At 66.9% G+C, this 16,594-nt stretch carries 15 protein-coding genes; 3 read left to right on the top strand and 12 right to left on the bottom strand.

What is annotated here, in order from left to right; translation table 11 throughout:
• Positions 1-29: 29 nt before the first annotated feature.
• The 11 genes from GOC52_RS13885 to GOC52_RS13935 form a co-directional block, all read right to left on the bottom strand.
• The gene (locus GOC52_RS13885) at positions 30-1,301 is read right to left on the bottom strand and encodes a glutamate-5-semialdehyde dehydrogenase (protein ID WP_191849673.1); all 1,272 of its coding nucleotides are present in this window, start codon (positions 1,299-1,301) and stop codon (positions 30-32) included.
• A complete protein-coding gene (proB, locus tag GOC52_RS13890) occupies positions 1,298-2,455 on the bottom strand; it encodes a glutamate 5-kinase (protein WP_057503879.1) in 1,158 nt (385 codons plus the stop codon). Before proB ends, GOC52_RS13885 begins: the two co-directional genes overlap by 4 nt.
• Before the next feature lie 11 nt (positions 2,456-2,466).
• Entirely contained in the window at positions 2,467-2,730 is a 264-nt protein-coding gene (locus GOC52_RS13895) for a YciI family protein (RefSeq protein ID WP_010486652.1), read from the bottom strand.
• Complete coding sequence (gene argH / locus GOC52_RS13900) at positions 2,730-4,025, bottom strand: argininosuccinate lyase (protein WP_019336646.1); 1,296 nt, start codon at positions 4,023-4,025, stop codon at positions 2,730-2,732. The genes GOC52_RS13895 and argH overlap by 1 nt, the downstream gene beginning before the upstream one ends.
• Before the next feature lie 20 nt (positions 4,026-4,045).
• Positions 4,046-4,999, bottom strand: a complete 954-nt coding sequence (gene argC / locus GOC52_RS13905; protein WP_043400943.1) for an N-acetyl-gamma-glutamyl-phosphate reductase — start codon at positions 4,997-4,999, stop codon at positions 4,046-4,048.
• Complete coding sequence (locus GOC52_RS13910; protein WP_049454861.1) at positions 4,996-5,598, bottom strand: GNAT family N-acetyltransferase; 603 nt, start codon at positions 5,596-5,598, stop codon at positions 4,996-4,998. Before GOC52_RS13910 ends, argC begins: the two co-directional genes overlap by 4 nt.
• 3 nt (positions 5,599-5,601) lie before the next feature.
• The gene (locus GOC52_RS13915) at positions 5,602-6,930 is read right to left on the bottom strand and encodes an acetylglutamate kinase (RefSeq protein ID WP_071306034.1); all 1,329 of its coding nucleotides are present in this window, start codon (positions 6,928-6,930) and stop codon (positions 5,602-5,604) included.
• Between the two features lie 25 nt (positions 6,931-6,955).
• A complete protein-coding gene (locus tag GOC52_RS13920) occupies positions 6,956-8,044 on the bottom strand; it encodes an acetylornithine deacetylase (protein WP_043400937.1) in 1,089 nt (362 codons plus the stop codon).
• 132 nt (positions 8,045-8,176) lie between these two features.
• Positions 8,177-9,370 (bottom strand): argininosuccinate synthase, encoded by a 1,194-nt coding sequence (locus GOC52_RS13925; RefSeq protein WP_191849685.1) that lies wholly within the window; start codon positions 9,368-9,370, stop codon positions 8,177-8,179.
• A gap of 86 nt (positions 9,371-9,456) precedes the next feature.
• On the bottom strand, positions 9,457-10,467 hold the full coding sequence (locus tag GOC52_RS13930) for an N-acetylornithine carbamoyltransferase (RefSeq protein WP_053443310.1): 1,011 nt from the start codon (positions 10,465-10,467) through the stop codon (positions 9,457-9,459).
• Positions 10,468-10,785: 318 nt separating this feature from the next.
• On the bottom strand, positions 10,786-11,355 hold the full coding sequence (locus GOC52_RS13935; protein ID WP_043400934.1) for a glycine zipper 2TM domain-containing protein: 570 nt from the start codon (positions 11,353-11,355) through the stop codon (positions 10,786-10,788).
• Between the two features lie 188 nt (positions 11,356-11,543).
• On the opposite strand from GOC52_RS13935, the gene cysS reads away from it, so the two are divergent.
• Genes cysS through GOC52_RS13950 form a run of 3 tightly spaced genes read left to right on the top strand, consistent with a single transcriptional unit; the run spans position 11,544 to position 14,670 of the window.
• Complete coding sequence (gene cysS / locus GOC52_RS13940; RefSeq protein WP_191849687.1) at positions 11,544-12,920, top strand: cysteine--tRNA ligase; 1,377 nt, start codon at positions 11,544-11,546, stop codon at positions 12,918-12,920.
• A gap of 53 nt (positions 12,921-12,973) precedes the next feature.
• Positions 12,974-13,426, top strand: coding sequence for a SufE family protein (locus GOC52_RS13945; RefSeq protein ID WP_010486631.1), 453 nt, complete (start codon positions 12,974-12,976; stop codon positions 13,424-13,426).
• On the top strand, positions 13,423-14,670 hold the full coding sequence (locus GOC52_RS13950) for an MFS transporter (protein WP_049482302.1): 1,248 nt from the start codon (positions 13,423-13,425) through the stop codon (positions 14,668-14,670). Before GOC52_RS13945 ends, GOC52_RS13950 begins: the two co-directional genes overlap by 4 nt.
• 558 nt (positions 14,671-15,228) lie before the next feature.
• Here the strand turns inward: GOC52_RS13950 and dksA are convergent.
• Complete coding sequence (gene dksA / locus GOC52_RS13955) at positions 15,229-16,458, bottom strand: RNA polymerase-binding protein DksA (protein ID WP_029380091.1); 1,230 nt, start codon at positions 16,456-16,458, stop codon at positions 15,229-15,231.
• Positions 16,459-16,594: the final 136 nt, after the last annotated feature.

A 16,594-nucleotide genomic window follows, 5' to 3' on the forward strand; every position in this document is an offset into this window, starting at 1 on the left:
CGCGCAGAGCATCCACGCACGGCGTGGATCTACGTGCGCGTCTGCCCTTCACCGCGCACGACGAACCGTTCGACGGTGAGTGCTTCCAGGCCCATCGGGCCGTAGGCGTGCAGGCGCGTGGTGGAAATACCGATCTCGCTGCCCAGGCCCAACTGCCCACCATCGGAAAAGCGCGATGAGGCATTCACCATCACCACCGCCGAACGCAGCGCGTTGACGAAGCGCTCGGCGTGGACCGCGTCTTCGGTCGCAATCACTTCGGTATGGTCGGAGGTATAACGGCGGATGTGCGCGATGGCCGCATCGAGGTCATCCACCACCCGCACGGCCAGCACCAGATCCAGGAACTCGGCGGCGTAATCCGCATCGGTGGCTGCGTTGCTACCCGGCAGCAACGGCTGCGCAGCCGCGTCGGCGCGCAGCTCCACGCCGCGCTCGCCGAGCGCCTGTGCCACGCGCGGCAGGAACGCTTCGGCCACATCGCGGTGCACCAGCAGGGTCTCCAGCGAATTGCAGGCCGACGGACGACTGCACTTTCCGTCCACCAGCAGATCGATGGCTTTGCCGAGGTCGGCGCTGGCATCCACGAACAGGTGGCAGACACCCTTGTAGTGCTTGATCACCGGCACCCGCGCATGTTCGGCAACGAAGCGGATCAGGCCTTCGCCGCCGCGCGGAATCGCCAGATCGATCAGTTCATGCAGCTGCAGCAGTTCCAGCATCGATTCTCGGCGCAGTTCGGTCAGCACGGTCACCGCCGCCGGTGGCACGCCATTGGCCTTGAGCGCGCCCGCCAACGCCTGGGCGATGGCTGTGTTGGAATGGATCGCTTCGGAGCCACCGCGCAGGATCACGCCATTGCCGGCCTTCAGGCACAGCGCAGCCGCTTCGGCGGTCACGTTCGGGCGCGCCTCATAGATCATTGCGATCACACCCAGCGGCACGCGTACCTTCTGCACGCGGATGCCGTTTGGACGCACATCGTCGCGGGTGATCTGGCCGACGGGATCGGGCAGCGCGGCGACCTCACGCACGGCTTCGGCCATCGCGAACAGGCGTGCCGGGTCCAGCGCCAGGCGGTCGAGCATGGCGCTGCCAACGCCCTTGTCGCGCGCGGCGGCGAGGTCACGTGCATTACCGGCAAGGATCAGCCCGGCATTCACTTCCAGCGCCTGTGCCATGGCCAGCAGCAGCGTGCGGCGGGCCGCACTGTCGAGGCCGGCAACGTTCTGGGCCGCGTCACGGCAGGCACGCGCCTGCGTTTCGATGTCGCTCATCGGGGAGTCCTTCAAACCGGTCATGGCAGCACCAGATCGTCGCGATGGACGACGCTGCCGCCGTAGTTGTAGCCCAGCACGGCCTCGATGTCGCGCGAATGGCGGCCGGCGATCCGGCGCACATCATCGGCCGCGTACTGGCTGACGCCGCGCGCGACGCAGACACGGCCCTGCGGCGCGTTCCAGCACACCTGCACCATGTCGCCACGGCGGAACACGCCCTCCGCGCCGGTGATGCCACCGGGCAGCAGCGAGGCGCCCTTCTCGCGCATGGCCTGCGCCGCGCCGGCATCGATCACGATCGCGCCCTCGACCAGCGGCGCGTGCCGCAGCCAGTGCTTGCGTGCGGCCTCGCGGCTGCGTGCGGCGTGGATACGGGTACCGAACAGGCGATCCTGCGCCAGCGCGCGCACCACGTCGCCACTGCGGCCATTGAACAGATAGGTTTCTATGCCGAGGCGACCGGCCTTCGCCGCCGCCTCCAGTTTGGTGCGCATGCCGCCGGTACCAGCGCGCGAGCCGGCGCCACCGGCCATCGCCAGCACCTCGTCACTCAGTTCCGGCACGTCGTGCAACGGCCGCGCGTCGGCCACGGTGCGCGGGTCGGCGCTGTACAGGCCGTCGATGTCAGTGGCGATGAACAGTGCATCGGCATCGACCAGCGCCGCCACGGTCGCGGCCAGGTTGTCGTTGTCGCCGAGCTTGAGCTCGTCCACCGACACGGTGTCGTTCTCGTTGACCACCGGCAACGCACCCAGCCGCAGCAGTTCGTTGAGGGTAGCGCGTGCGTTGAGGTAGCGGCGGCGGTTGCGCAGGTCGTCGTGGGTCAGCAGCACCTGCGCCACCGGGCGCTCGAAGAAGCGCTGCCAGAGCCCGATCAGCTGGGCCTGGCCGAGCGCGGCCAGCGCCTGCCGCGCCGCCATCGCCGCGCCGGGCTCATCGGCCCGCGGCAGGATCGCGCGCCCGGCAGCGACCGCGCCGGACGATACGATCACTACCTCACGCCCGGCCAGTACATTGGCCGAGACGAACTGTGCCAGGCCCAGCGCGTGGCGTGGCGACAGGCCGCCGCCATCGGCTGCCAGCAGGCTGCTGCCGACCTTCAGCACTGCACGCCGCCATGGTGGCAGCGCTTGTTCGGGGAACGGCGAGGCGACGTGGGCAGCGTGCTGGATCATCGGTCAGGCTCTCAGCGAGTGTTCCATTCGTGCACGGTCAGGTCGGAGGCCTGCATCGTCACCAGCGGATCGGTGGCGACGATGGCCTGTGCCTGCGCCAGGCTGTCCACGTTGCACAGCACATAGGCACCACCGCTGCCATCGGCGAAGCCGCCGGTCAGCTGCAGCTTGCCCTGCGCCTGCAACGCATCGAGGAAGTCACGATGCGGCTGCACGGCGGCGGCATTGAAACCGGGCCGGCGCATGGCCAACACCAGGTAGACCGTGCCCGCCATCAGGACAGCGCCTGCCAGCGCGCGCGCAGTTCATCCAGGCGCAGGTCGGCTGCCGAACCCGGCGACACGCGAGCGGCCAGGCTGCCTTCCGGCGTGCGCCCCTGCCCTGCACTATCGGCACCGGCCGCAGCGGCCTTGTAGGCCTCGCGGAACGGCACACCAGCCACGGCCGCTTCCACGGCAACGTCGGTGGCATACATGCCCGAGTCGATCGCTGCGCGCAGCCTGTCGTCACGCCACTCCAGATTGGCCAGCAGCGCCGGCAGCAGCTCCAGCGCGGCCAGGCCACGGCCGAAGCCATGGAAGATGGCGCCCTTGGACGACTGCAGGTCGCGATGGTAGCCGGACGGCAGCGACAGCAGCTGCTCGATCTCGGTGCGCGCGGCGGCGACGCTGGCATGGGTGGCGCGCATCAGCTCGATCACATCCGGGTTGCGCTTGTTGGGCATGATCGAGCTGCCGGTGGTGTACTGCGCCGGCAGTGCGACGAAGCCGAACTCGGCGCTGGTGAACAGCGACAGGTCCCAGGCAATGCGGCGCAGGTCCAGCGTGGCACCACCCAGTGCTTCCAGCGCGGCCAGCTCGAACTTGCCCCGCGACAGCTGCGCGTAGATCGGCGAGATCTGCATGCGCGCGAAACCGAGCGCAGCCGTGGTGTGTTCGCGGTCCAGCGGCAGATTGACGCCATAACCGGCGGCGGTGCCCAGCGGGTTGGCATCGATCAGTGCATGGGTGTCACGGGCGCGGATGGCATTGTCGATGAAGGCCTCGGACCAGCCCGCCCACCACATGCCGGCCGAGGACACCACGGCACGCTGGATGTGGGTATAGCCGGGTATCGGCAGGTCCTTCTCGGCCTGCGCACGGTCCAGCGCGACCTTGGCCACTTCGGCGCTGAGCTGCGCCACGCGCTGCAGCTTCTCCTTCAGCCACAGGCGGGTGGCCACCAGGATCTGGTCGTTGCGGCTGCGGCCGGTGTGGATCTTGCGGCCGGCGTCGCCGAGGCGTTCGGTCAACCGCGCTTCGATCGCCGAGTGGCCATCTTCGTACTGCGTATCCAGCACGAAGCGGCCTTCGCGGAAGTCCTGCGCCAGGATCTCCAGTTCGCGCAGCAGGCCTTCCAGCTCGTCGGCGCTGAGGATGCCGATGTGCTGCAGGCCCTGTGCATGCGCGGCGCTGGCGGCGATGTCGTGCAGGAAGAATTCGCGATCGAGGATCACGTCGTCGCCGGCGAGGAAGGTCTGGATCTGGGCGTCGACGGCGACGCCGGGCTTCTGCCAAAGAAGGTCTGCCATGGGGGCTCCGGAATACGTGTTCAGTGCGGGATCGACGTCAGTTCGTCGATGCCCAGCGCGAGGTTGAGGTTCTGCATGGCCTGGGTGGCCGCGCCCTTGAGCAGGTTGTCCAGGGTCGCCACCACCACGACCCGCTTGCCGCCCGGGGCCAAGGTGAAGCCACCGACCTGGGCACCGTGGCGACCGGCAATGCGGCTGACCCACGGCGCTTCATCCACCACTTCGATCAAGGGTTCGCCGGCATAGGCCTGCTGGAAGCGCTCGACGATCTGCTCGCGGGTCTGCACCCGGTTCAGCCACAGATTGGCGGTGAGCGTGATGCCACGGAAATGCGGCGCGACGTGCGGCATGAACTCGACCGCCACGCCCAGCTGCACGGACACTTCGCGCTCGTGCACGTGGTTGGTCAGCGCATACGGCATCAGGTTGTCGGCCAGCAGTTCAACGTTGTTCTTGTCCGACGGCGTGGTACCGGCACCGGAGTAGCCGGAGACACCGAAGCACTGCGGCGGACCGGCCAGCAGGTCCAGCAGCGGATGCACTGCCAGCTGCATTGCCGTGGCATAGCAGCCCGGGTTGCTGATGTGCTTCTGGCCGTTGTAGCGGCCGCGGGTCAGCTCCGGCAGGCCGTAGTACCAGCTGTTGTCGAAGCGGTAGTCGGCCGAGAGATCGACGATGACAGTGTCCGGCTTCGCGGTTTCAAGCGCGGCCACGAACGGCGCGGCCAGGCCATTGGGCAGGGCCAGGATCACCGCATCCACGCCCTTGGCGGCCACCGCGTCGGCGTCCAGGTTCTCGTACTGCAGGTCACCCTGGAATTCCGGATGGTGATCGGACAGGCGCTGCCCGGCGCGCTCGCGCGAGGAGACGAAAGCCAGTTTCAGCCGCGGATGGGCGGCCACCAGCTTGATCAGCTCGGCACCGGTATGGCCGCGGGCACCGACGATACCCAGGGTGAAAGTCGAATCGTTCATGCGTGACTGTCCAGGCGGTACTGCAGGTGGCGCTTCACGCCCTGCCATTCCGCATCGATGATGGAGAAGATGACGGTGTCGCGCGGCGTGCCGTCGGCATGCCGCTTGTGGTTGCGCAGCACGCCGTCCTGCTTGGCGCCGAGGCGGGCGATGGCGGTACGCGAAGTGACGTTGAACCAGCTGGTTTCCAGCACCACGCTGATGCAGCCCATGGCCTCGAAGGCGTGCTGCAGCAGCAACAGCTTGGCTTCGGTGTTGGCGCCGGTGCGCTGCACACGCGGCGCATACCAGGTGTAGCCGAGACTGAGCTTGGGCACGCCGGCATCCATGTCGTAGAAGCGCGTGCTGCCGATGATCTCACCCGCCGCATCGCGGATCACGAAGGGCAGCACCTTGCCTTCAGCCTGCGCCTGCAGCGCGGCCTGCACATAGTGCTCGACCCGCTGCGGTGACGGCACCTGGGTGTACCAGAGCTGGTCCAGGCCGCTGCCTTCAAGCGCATCGCGCAGGCCCGGCACGTGCTCCATCTGCAGCGGCTGCAGGGTTACGTGCTGGCCGCGCAGGGTGGGAACCGTGTTCCAGGCATCGAGGTTGCTCATCGCTCAGCCCTGCAGGCTCGGGGTGCGCTGCGCGCAATGATCGACATAGGTCTTGATCCGGTCGATGCCATCGGCACCGAACCAGAACACCTTCCACTGATCCTGCTTGTAGCAGCCATCGGACTCGGCGTAGTAGAAGTGATTGATCGGGTTGCCGTGGCGCGAGCGCCAGAACAGCTGCGGGGTTTCCTCCAGCATCACGTTCCATACTGCGCGGCCCAGGCCCTCGCCCTGCGCGTCGTCGAGCACGGCGAACTTGTCCAGGTACACGCCCTCTGCCTCGTCGGTGAGGATCACCGCGGTGCGGTAGTTCTCGCTGACATAGGCACGCAACAGTTTGGTCTTCTCGAAGTAGTCCGGCACCAGGGTGCGGCCGAAACTGGATTCGATCAGGCCCTTCAGGCGCGGCAGGTCCAGTTCGTCCCAGGCGGTGGCGCGCAGTACTTTCTCGCCCTTGCGTACCAGCGTGCCCGAGCCCTTGTGGGTGAACAGTTCCTTGGCCAGGTCGGCCGGACGGGTGATCGACACCGACGATTCCAGCGGCAGGCGATCAAGCAGATCCTTGATCTGTTCGATCTTCACCTTCATGCCGCCGTGGATCCACGGCTGCGCGATCAGATGGTCGTACTCGGTGGACAGGTTGATCGAATCGATCACGTTGCCCGCCTCGTCCAGCAGGCCGCCGGTGCCGGTCAGGAAGATGATCTTGTACGGCTGCAGTTCCTGCACCAGCTCGTTGGCGGCAAAGTCGGCGTTGACGTTGAGGATCTGGCCGCCGGCGGTCTCACCCAGGCTGGTGATGACCGGGATCGAACCGGCGCGCAGGCTGGCCTCGATTGGCGCCAGGTTGACCTTCTTCACCTCGCCGACCAGGCCGTAGGTGTCCACGTCCAGGTACTCGGCCTCGAACACACCACCGGTGATCGAGGTGGCGCGCGCGCCGTTCTGCTGCAGCGCCTCGACCAGGCGCAGGTTGGACTGCTGGAACACCCGGCGCACGATCGCCAGCGCTTCCGGCGAGGTCAGGCGCAGGCCGTTCACGGTCTGCTTCTCGATGCCGGCGGCCGACAGCTCGGCATCCAGCTGCGGGCCGGCGCCGTGCAGCACGATCGGGGTCAGACCGACCTCCTGCAGGAACGACAGCGAGGAGGTCAGCGCGTCGAGGTCGTCGCGCAGCACCGCGCCGCCGACCTTGACCACGGCGAAGCGCTTGGCATCCAGCTGCGAAAAGCGCTTGAGGTACTGGCTGATCTCCTTCGCGCTGGCCATGCTGGAAAGCAGGCGCACGATGGTCTGGCGGGTCTGGCGGTGGGGCTGGAGGGCAGGAGACATTTCGGTTTCGTCGGAAAGGAAAGAATCAGGCGCCGGCGGCGATGATGCGGTGCACGGCGTCGGTGTAGCGCTGCAGCTGCTCCAGCGTCACGAACTCGTCGGCGGTGTGGGCCTGGGCGATGTCGCCCGGGCCGAACACCAGCGTGGTGTAGCCACCGGCCGAGAACAGCGAGGCCTCGGTCCAGAAGTCCACCGCGTTGCCGATCGGCAGGTCCAGCGCATCGGCCACGTCGCGCGCCAGCAGGCGGCGGTTCTCGGCTTCGGCGATGTCACCGGCCGGCAGGCTGGGGCCACGGAAGGTTTCGGTGAACAGTGCCGCCTGCGGCTCGGCGAAGCCGGCAAAGGTCGCCAGCAACGCATCGATATCCATCGACGGCAGCGGACGGAAACCGAAGCGCACTTCGGCAGCGGGCGCGATCATGTTGGCCTTGATGCCACCTTCGACGCGACCGATGTTGAAGCGCAGGCCGGTCAGCCCGCCGAAGCGCGCCGACGCCAGCGATTCCACGTGATCCAGCGCGCGGTTGCCCCAGCGCATGGCCTGATGCAGCGCGCTGGCGGCTACATCCTGCTTGCCCGAGGCATGCCCCGCGCGGCCAGCGAACTGCATCAGCACCGAGCTGATGCCACGGTGCGCCAGCACCGCCTCGCTCATGGTCGGCTCGGCCACCAGCACCGCTTCATACGGCAGGCCACGGGCCAGGAACGCAGCGATGCAGCGCGGATCGTTGGCTTCTTCATCGCTGGAGAACAGGAAGGCTGCGTCACCGTCGCTGGCATTGGCTGCGGCCACCAGTGCGGCGGCCGCGCCCTTGATGTCACACACGCCCAGACCGACCACGCGGTCGTCCAGGCGGCGCATCACGTGCGGGTCGGCACTCCAGTGCGGCGAATCGGGCACGGTATCCAGGTGTACGTTGAACAGGTACCTCGGCGTCCCGCGCACGGCGTACAGGCTGACCGCACCGGCGCCGTGGTCGATCACCTCGACGTTGAAGCCGGGCAGGTTCGCGCGCAGGTAATCGAAGATGCCACCGGTGGTGATCGCACGCGGCGGGTTGCGGGTGTCGAAGGACACCAGCGCCTGCAGGTGATCGAGCGTCTGTTCAAGCATGAATCAACAATCCTGTGGAATTCCGCCGGGCATGGCCCGGCGCTACCGGAATGCGTCTGGTGGAGAGCCCCCTTCTTGTTGAAGGGGGCGCGCCAACGGCGCAGGGTTGAGGTGGAATGCGTGGTCAACCGCTCAGCGGTTGACTTGCGCGTAAAGCGTCGAGCTCATGCCGAACAGCTTGATGAAGCCCTCGGCCTCTTCCACGCCCCAGTCGGCCGACTGCGCGTAGGTGGCACCCTTGGTGTTGAGCAGGTGCGGCGACTTCACCGCCACTGCATCGACGCGGCCACCACGGGTCTCCAGCACCACTTCACCGTTGACCTTGGCCTGCGAGGACTTCAGGAACGCTTCGATGTCGGTCTTCAGCGGGTCGTGGTAGAAGCCTTCGTACACCAGCTCCACCCACTTGCGCGCCACGTCCGGCTTGAAGCGGTTCTGCTGCTTGGTCAGCACCGCATCTTCCAGCGCGCGGTGTGCGGCCAGCAGTGAAACCAGGCCCGGGGCCTCGAACACGATGCGGCCCTTCAGGCCGATCACGGTATCGCCGGTGTAGACGCCGCGGCCAACGCCGTACGGGGCGAACAGCTTGTTGAGCTGGGCCAGGATCTGGTCGCCCGGCAGCGCCTTGCCGTTCAGTTCAACCGCTTCGCCTTCGACGAACTTCAGGGTGACCTTCAGCGCCTGCTCCGGCCACTCGCTGCGCGGTGCGCACCAGCCACGGGCGCCCTCGCCCGGGGCTTCCCAGCGGTCGATCTCGCCGCCGGACATGGTCAGGCCCAGCAGGTTCTCGTTGATGGTGTAGGCCTGCTGCTTGGCGCGCACGCCGAAGCCGCGCTCTTCCAGGTACTTCTGCTCGTAGGCGCGGGTCTGGGTGTGTTCCTTCTGGATCTCGCGGATCGGCGCGATGATCTGGTAGTCGCCCAGTGCCTTCACGGCCAGGTCGAAGCGGACCTGGTCGTTGCCCATGCCGGTGCAGCCGTGGGCGATGATGTTGGTGCCCAGTTCGGCGGCACGCTTCAGCGCGGCATCGACGATCAGGTAACGGTCCGACACCAGCAGCGGGTACTGACCCTGGTAGCCTTCACCGGCCCACACGAACGGCTTGACGAAGCCTTCCCAGATGGCCGGGCCACCGTTGACGGTAACGTGGCTGGTCACGCCCAGCTCGGCGGCGCGCTTTTCGATGAAATCGCGCTCTTCATCATCCACGCCGCCGGTGTCGGCGAACACGGTGTGCACGTTGTAGCCACGCTCCTGCAGGTACGGCACGCAGAAGCTGGTATCCAGGCCGCCGGAGAAGGCGAGAACGACGTCTTTGTTGCTCATGGGGAGGGTATGTCCTGTTCGTGTGTGTCGTCGAGCCATGCTCGACTTCGTCTATGTAGAGTCGAGCCATGCTCGACTGATGCTTCTCAGCGCCCGGCAACGGCGGCCATGATCGCCTTCTGCACGTGCAGGCGGTTCTCGGCTTCGTTGATGGCGATGCATTGCGGCGAATCCATCACGCCGTCGGTGGCCTTCACGTTGCGGCGCAGCGGCAGGCAGTGGCTGAACACACCGTTGTTGGTCAGCGCCATCTTCCGCTCGTCCACGATGAAGTGCTTGAACTGGTCGCGGATCGGCTTTTCCGGCTCCCAGTTGCCGAAGAACGGCAGCGCCCCCCAGCTCTTGGCGTAGACCACGTCGGCGCCGGCGTAGGCGCTGTCGATGTCATGGCTGATCTTCAGCGAACCGCCGCTCTCGGCCACGTTCTGCTCGGCCCAGCCCATGTAGCGGTCATCCAGGATGTAGTCGGCGGTCGGGCACAGCAGGGTCACGTCCATCCCCATGCGCGTGGCGATGGTCAGCGCCGAGTTGGCCACGGCGGTGTTCAGCGGCTTGGGGTGGTAGGTCCAGGTCAGCACGTACTTCTTGCCACGCAGGTCCTGGGTGCCGAAGTGCTCCTGCAGGGCCATCACGTGCGCCAGTTCCTGGCACGGGTGGGTGATGGTCTCCATGTTGATGACCGGCACCGGCGAGTACTTGGCGAAGCTGTTGAGGACGATGTCCTGGCGGTCGTAGGCCCAGTCGATGAACTTGGGGAACGCGCGCACGGCGATGATGTCGCAGTAACGGCCCAGCACCTTGGCCACTTCAGCGATGTGCTCTTCGGTATCGCCGTCCATCACCGTGCCGAGGTTGAACTCGATCGGCCACGCATCCTTGCCCGGCTGCAGCACCACCGCGTGGGCGCCGAGCTGGAACGCGCCCAGTTCGAAGCTGGTGCGGGTGCGCATGGACGGATTGAAGAACACCAGCGCGATCGACTTGCCCTTGAGCTGGTCGCCGAGCTTGTTGCGCTTGAACAGCGCGGCCTGGGTCAGCAGCGCGTCGAGATCGCTGCGGCTCCAGTCCTGGGTGTTCAGGAAGTGCTTGGGGGACATCATCTTTCCTTGCGTGGCGGCGCCGGGTTCGACGCGGTGGAAGGGAAAACAGGAAGCAAAGGTGGAACGAAAAGGTTGCAGTTGCAGCTTTCAGAACGCAGAAACGAAAAAACCCAGCCGGGCGGCTGGGTTTTTTTCGGACGAACAGCAAAAAGCTCCGGTTACCCAGCGAGAATGTGGGGTTCCGGTCGACGCGCACGCGAGGTCATGCCCGACGCCTGTCGGGCTGCGCTGCTGTCGTGCTGGAAGTCGGTGAGCTTCATGGTCAGCCATCTTTGCATGCGGCCGGGGCCGACGCAAGGGGCCGGGGTCGCAGAATCAGGGATTGCCCGTGGCGCCCTGCTCGGGGCCGACCCAAGGGGTGATCGACACCCGGATCTTGAGCCGGTTGCCGGGGTCTTCCGGCAGCCGTGAGCGGTACTTGGTGCCCTTGTAGACGTAATCCACGTCGTAGGCGATGGGCCTGCGGAATTCACGCCCCACCGGCACGATACGGCAGTCACGGGTCAGCATCGGGCCATTGTTGGCCGGTGCCGGCGCCGGGGCGGGTGACTCGGCGGCGGTGTCCTCGGAGACCTCTTCATCGCTGCGCTTGAACATCGAGCGCACCGAGTCCCAGAAGCGGCTGATCCGGCCCTTGTCCTCGACCGGCTCCTCGCCGGTGACATTGACCGGCGCCAGAGTCCGGGTCGAGACCGGCTCGCAGTGTTCTTCGGTGCGGGTCGCGCGCAGGGTCTGGAACACGGGCTCGACGTTCAGCACCTGCGCGTAGTCGAACTTCACGTTCTCCACGATCACCACCCGGTTGCGGGGCTCGGCCTCCTGCGCCTGGGCCACGGCGGCCAGCGCCGACAGACAGGCCAGGGTCAGCAACGCGGTGGATTTCATTGGCGAAGGGAGCAAGGACACGGCAATAGTGTAGGCAGTGGCGAGCGCAAGGGGCTGAACATTACCCGTCCACGCTGCTCCTGCCCACCCCACCTTGGACGGACCCGGCGTCCACCGGTGGCAGGCGGTGCCCCCAAAGGGGGCCGACACGTTCTAAAATCACAGGCTTGTCCCCCAGCCACAGCCCCATGACCCTGCGCCTGCACAACAACCTGACTCGCCAGCTCGAACCGTTCATCCCGCTCGACCCGGCCTGTCCGACCCTGTATGTGTGCGGCCCCACGGTCTACAACTACGTGCACATCGGCAACGCCCGTGGCCCGGTGGTGTTCGGCGTGCTGGCCGACCTGCTGCGGCGCCGTTTCGGTGGCCTGCGCTACGCGCGCAACATCACCGACGTGGACGACAAGATCAACACCGCCGCGCGCGAGCAGGGGGTGCCGATCAGCACCATCACCGACAGGTTCGCTGCCGCCTACCGTGAAGACATGGCCGCCCTGGGCGTGGTGCCGCCGGACATCGAACCGGAAGTGACGGCGCACATGCCGCAGATCATCACCATGATCGAGCAGCTGATCGCCAACGGCCATGCCTATGCCGCCGAGGGCCATGTGCTGTTCGCGGTGGCCAGCTTCGACGGCTACGGCAAGCTCTCGCGCCGCGACCCGGAAGAGATGCTGGCCGGCGCCCGTGTCGATGTCGCCCCCTACAAGCGCGATCCCGGCGATTTCGTGCTGTGGAAGCCGTCCAGCGACGACCTGCCCGGCTGGGAATCGCCGTGGGGCCGTGGCCGCCCGGGCTGGCACATCGAATGCTCGGCGATGGCCGCCGCCCATCTGGGCGAGACCATCGACATCCATGCCGGCGGCGTCGACCTGCAGTTCCCGCACCATGAGAACGAGATCGCGCAGAGCGAATGCGCCCACGGCGGCAAGATCTTCGCCCGTTTCTGGCTGCACAACGGCATGCTCAACTTCGGCGGCGCCAAGATGAGCAAGTCGCTGGGCAACATCGAGCGCGTGCACGACCTGGTGCGCCAGCATCCGCCGGAAGCCCTGCGCCTGGCGCTGCTGTCGGCCCACTACCGGCAGCCGCTGGACTGGTCCGATGGCCTGATCGAGCAGTCGGTGCGCACCTTGGATCGCCTGTACGGCACCCTGCGCGAACTGGCGTCGGTCGACGCGGTCGTGGCGATCCCGGCCACGGTCGAGGCGACCCTGGATGACGACCTGAACACCCCGCAGGCGCTGGCCGAAGTGGCCCGTATCGCTGCCGATGCACGCCGAGCCACCGACCCGGCCGAACAGGCACGCCTGAAGGGCGAGCTGCTCGGTGCCGGCCTGGCCCTGGGCCTGCTGCAGGCCGATCCGGCGCAATGGTTCGGTACCGCTGCGGGCGATGACGGCGACGATGCCCGTATCCAGGGCCTGATCGACGAGCGTGCCGCTGCCAAGAAGGCCCGCGACTTCGCCCGTTCCGACACCATCCGCGACCAGCTGGCCGCCGAAGGCATCGTGCTGGAAGATACCCCGCAGGGCGTGCGCTGGTCGCGCAAGCGCGGCTGACCTGCCCTGCCCCGTGGCCGGTACGCCGGCCACGCCCCACCGTAGAGACTGTTGTGACCGACTCCCCGTTCCCGCTTGAACCCACCGCCGCCGAGGCACAGACCGCCATCGCCGAGGAATTCGGCTTCTTCGGCGACTGGTCCGAGCGCTACCAGTACCTGATCGACCTCGGCCGCAAGCTGCCGGCCTTCCCGGAAGAATGGAAGACCGAAGAGCATCGCCTGCTCGGCTGCCAGTCGATGGTCTGGATCGTGCCGGAAGGCAATGCGCAGTCGCTGCGCTTCCATGCCATCAGTGATTCGGCCATCGTCTCCGGCCTGATCTTCCTGGCGCTGCGCGTGTACTCCGGGCGCTCGGCGCAGGAGATCCTGGCCACCGAACCGAGCTATATCCAGGACATCGGCCTGGCCCGCCACCTGTCTCCGACCCGCAGCAATGGTGTGGCAGCGATGCTGGCCTTCATCCGCGAGACCGCGCAGGCCCAGCTGCAGCGCGATCCGTCGTGAGCGAGCCTGCCACAGCCGAGGACACCGCGCTGGGCCTGCTGTCCCGACCCGGCTTCGCCAAGCTGCTGGCCTACCGCATCTTCGCGATGCTGTCCTACCAGGTGGTGGCAGTCACCGTCGGCTGGCACATCTACGAAGTCACCCGCAATCCGTTCTCGCTGGGCCTGATCGGCCTGGCCGAGGTGCTGCCGTTCTTCTGCGTGGCGCCATTCGCCGGCTACCTGGTCGACCATCTGCCGCGGCGCCGGTTGGGCATGGCGGCCTGTTCCGGGCTGATCGCCACCGCGCTGGTACTGACCAGCGTGGCCAAGGGCTGGCTGCCGTTTGAAGGCGTGTGGCCCATCTATGCAGCCATTGCCCTGACCGGCATGGTCCGCGCCTTCCTGTCGCCGATCTACAACGCGCTGTTCGCCCGCGTGCTGGCCCGCGATCAGTTCGCGCGCGGCGCAGGCCTCGGCGCGGTGGTGTTCCAGGCCGGCATGGTGGCTGGTCCGGCACTGGGTGGCGTGCTGGTCGGCTTCGGCGGCAAGGGCCTCTCCTACGCGGTGGCTACGGCCTTTGCGCTGGTGGCGATGGCCTGCCTGGCTACATTGAAGGTGGAAGAACCGGTGCACACCGGTCCCGCCGCGCCGATCTTCAAGAGCATCGCCGAAGGCGCGCGCTTCGTGGTCGGCAACCGGATCATGGTCGGGGCGATGGCGCTGGACATGTTCTCGGTCCTGCTCGGCGGCGTGGTGGCGATGCTGCCGGCGTTCCTGCACGAAATCCTGCACCACGGCCCGGAAGGCCTGGGCATCCTGCGCGCGATGCCGGCGCTCGGTTCGGTGTGCGTGGGCCTGTGGCTGGCCCGCCACCCGCTGCACCGCAATGCCGGCCGCGTACTGCTGTTCGCGGTGGCCGGTTTCGGCCTGTGCGTGATCGGCTTCGGCCTGTCGCAGCACTTCTGGCTGTCGGCGCTGATCCTGCTGTTCTACGGGGCCTTCGATGGCGTCTCGGTGGTGATCCGCTCGACCATCCTGCAGTTGGCCACGCCGGAAGAGATGCGCGGACGGGTGTCTTCGATCAACGGCATCTTCATCAGTTCGTCCAACGAGCTGGGCGCGTTCTATGCCGGCACGATGGCCAAGCTGCTCGGCCTGGTGCCGGCCGTGGTGCTGGGTGGGTTCGCGGTGCTGAGCGTGGCCGGGATCACCGCGTGGAAGAACCCGACATTGCGGAAATTGAATCTTCGCGACCTGCAGTGACGCTGCTAACAGCGGATTCGGCGGCGCCGGGTGTTTGGCTGGGGCCGTTGCTCTCCCTCGATGATTGGGCTTGTCACTTTCTTTTCGCGAAAAGAAAGTAACCAAAGAAACGCTCCGCCATCCGCGAGCCGGCGCTGCGCGCCGGTGCCCTGTGCTCCTCGGTGAATCAGGGGACGGCGCCGAACTCGCTGCGCTCAAACAGCGGCGCCTCTTCGCCCCTGATTCCCCTGCGGTGCTCGGCTCGCTACAAGGCGGACTCAACAGCCGCGAGCGCACGCATGACCGCTCCTGTCGGCCTGAGCCGAGCGTGGGCTCGGCTCTACATCGGCCGCGCACGCAGGAAACCGTCGAGAGCCTGCGGGTGGGTCCGGGCGGGACCGTCCGCGGCATGGATGCCGCGGCCGAGCTTACAGGGATGTACTTGCAGCGTGTCCTGCCCGGCCCCACCCGCAGGCTCCACCCGATACCCGGAAGGCGCTGCTCTACACAGCCAACTCGAACCCAACAAAAAACCCGGCCGAGGCCGGGTTTTTCGCATGACCATACAACGAGCAGGAATCAGTCGCCCTGCTGCTTCTGCAGGTGCTCCCAACGCTCCTGGGCGTCGATGGTGCGTTCGGCGGTCAGGCGCGCTTCCAGGCGCTCCAGGCCGATTTCTTCACCGGTGTCGACGCAGTAACCGTAGTCGCCCGCTTCCAGGCGCTTCAGGGTGCTGTCGATCTTGCCGATCAGCTTGCGGTAGCGGTCGCGGGTACGCAGTTCCAGCGAGTTCTCGGTCTCGCGGGTCGCGCGCTCGGCTTCGTCGCCGATGTCACGCACTTCCTCACGAAGATTCTCGATGGTCTGCTTGGACTCTTCCACCAGGTCCGCGCGCCAGTTCTGCAGACGCTGACGGAAGTACTCCTGCTGCAGCGGGCTCATGTATTCCTCTTCCGAGGACGGCTTGTAGCCAGTCGGCAGGATCGGGCGGCCGGTGGCCTCGTCGGTCTTGTACTCGACCACCTTGTACTTGCTGCGCGGGGCCGGTGCAGCCGAGCGGGCGGCGACGGCCACGGCAACCTTGCCGACAGGGCGCGACACGGTCTTCGGGGCGGAATCGGATTTCACGGCGGTTTTGGCAGGCGATTTCGAAACGGGCACGGGATTCTTGGATTGCGGGGCCTTCGAAGCGGCAGGAGCGGCGGCCGGGGCCGGCTTGGAAGCCGGTTGGGCTGCTGCCACTGCCACGGTCTTGACCGGGACAGGCTTGGCCGGAGCCGGCTTGGCAGCAGGCTTCGGTGCGGACTTCACTACTGGGGCCGGGGCCGGCTTCACGGCCGGCACGGCAACATTCTTGGCAACCTTCTTTACAGCGGCAGGCGTGGCAACCGGTTTAGCCGCAGCGACCTTCTTGGCCGCGGGCTTGGCGACCGGCTTGGCTGCAGCCTTCTTCACCACCGCCTTCGGCGCCGGCTTGGCTGCGGCCTTCTTCGCCACCGGCTTGGCGGCGGCCTTCTTCACCGGCGCGGCCTTGCTGGCGGCCTTCTTCATCACCGGCGCCTTCTTGCTGGCAGCGGCAGGCTTGGCCTTGGCGGGCGCAGCAGCCTTCTTCGCCACCGGCTTGGTTGCCTTGACCGGCGTTTTCTTTGCGGTGGCCTTCCTGGCCGCCGGTTGCGAGGACGCTGCCTTGGTCGCCGGCTTGCTGGCCGGTTTCTTGGCAACGGGCTTTGCCGCCAACTTCTTCACAACAGGCTTGGCGGTTTTCTTGGCGGCCGTTGCGGCCTTCTTTGCAGTTTTTTTAGCAGCCACGAAACGCTCTTCCTTGGATTCCCCGGGGCCCGGGAAAGCGGGCCTTTATAGCCTACCCGACCCGCAGCAGCAACCTCGACCCCCTGCTCCATTCAGTCCTGGAGTCAAGGCGCCCTTGGAGGCAGTCCGACGAACA

The sequence above is a fragment of the Stenotrophomonas sp. SXG-1 genome, assembly GCF_014083965.1.
GTDB lineage: Bacteria > Pseudomonadota > Gammaproteobacteria > Xanthomonadales > Xanthomonadaceae > Stenotrophomonas > Stenotrophomonas geniculata.

Bases quoted from the DNA above. Each gene is read 5' to 3' on its own strand.
- GOC52_RS13885 (WP_191849673.1), bottom strand. From the start codon at position 1,301: ATGACCGGTTTGAAGGACTCCCCGATGAGCGACATCGAAACGCAGGCG.
- proB (WP_057503879.1), bottom strand. From the start codon at position 2,455: ATGATCCAGCACGCTGCCCACGTCGCCTCGCCGTTCCCCGAACAAGCG.
- GOC52_RS13895 (WP_010486652.1), bottom strand. From the start codon at position 2,730: ATGGCGGGCACGGTCTACCTGGTGTTGGCCATGCGCCGGCCCGGTTTC.
- argH (WP_019336646.1), bottom strand. From the start codon at position 4,025: ATGGCAGACCTTCTTTGGCAGAAGCCCGGCGTCGCCGTCGACGCCCAG.
- argC (WP_043400943.1), bottom strand. From the start codon at position 4,999: ATGAACGATTCGACTTTCACCCTGGGTATCGTCGGTGCCCGCGGCCAT.
- GOC52_RS13910 (WP_049454861.1), bottom strand. From the start codon at position 5,598: ATGAGCAACCTCGATGCCTGGAACACGGTTCCCACCCTGCGCGGCCAG.
- GOC52_RS13915 (WP_071306034.1), bottom strand. From the start codon at position 6,930: ATGTCTCCTGCCCTCCAGCCCCACCGCCAGACCCGCCAGACCATCGTG.
- GOC52_RS13920 (WP_043400937.1), bottom strand. From the start codon at position 8,044: ATGCTTGAACAGACGCTCGATCACCTGCAGGCGCTGGTGTCCTTCGAC.
- GOC52_RS13925 (WP_191849685.1), bottom strand. From the start codon at position 9,370: ATGAGCAACAAAGACGTCGTTCTCGCCTTCTCCGGCGGCCTGGATACC.
- GOC52_RS13930 (WP_053443310.1), bottom strand. From the start codon at position 10,467: ATGTCCCCCAAGCACTTCCTGAACACCCAGGACTGGAGCCGCAGCGAT.
- GOC52_RS13935 (WP_043400934.1), bottom strand. From the start codon at position 11,355: ATGAAATCCACCGCGTTGCTGACCCTGGCCTGTCTGTCGGCGCTGGCC.
- cysS (WP_191849687.1), top strand. From the start codon at position 11,544: ATGACCCTGCGCCTGCACAACAACCTGACTCGCCAGCTCGAACCGTTC.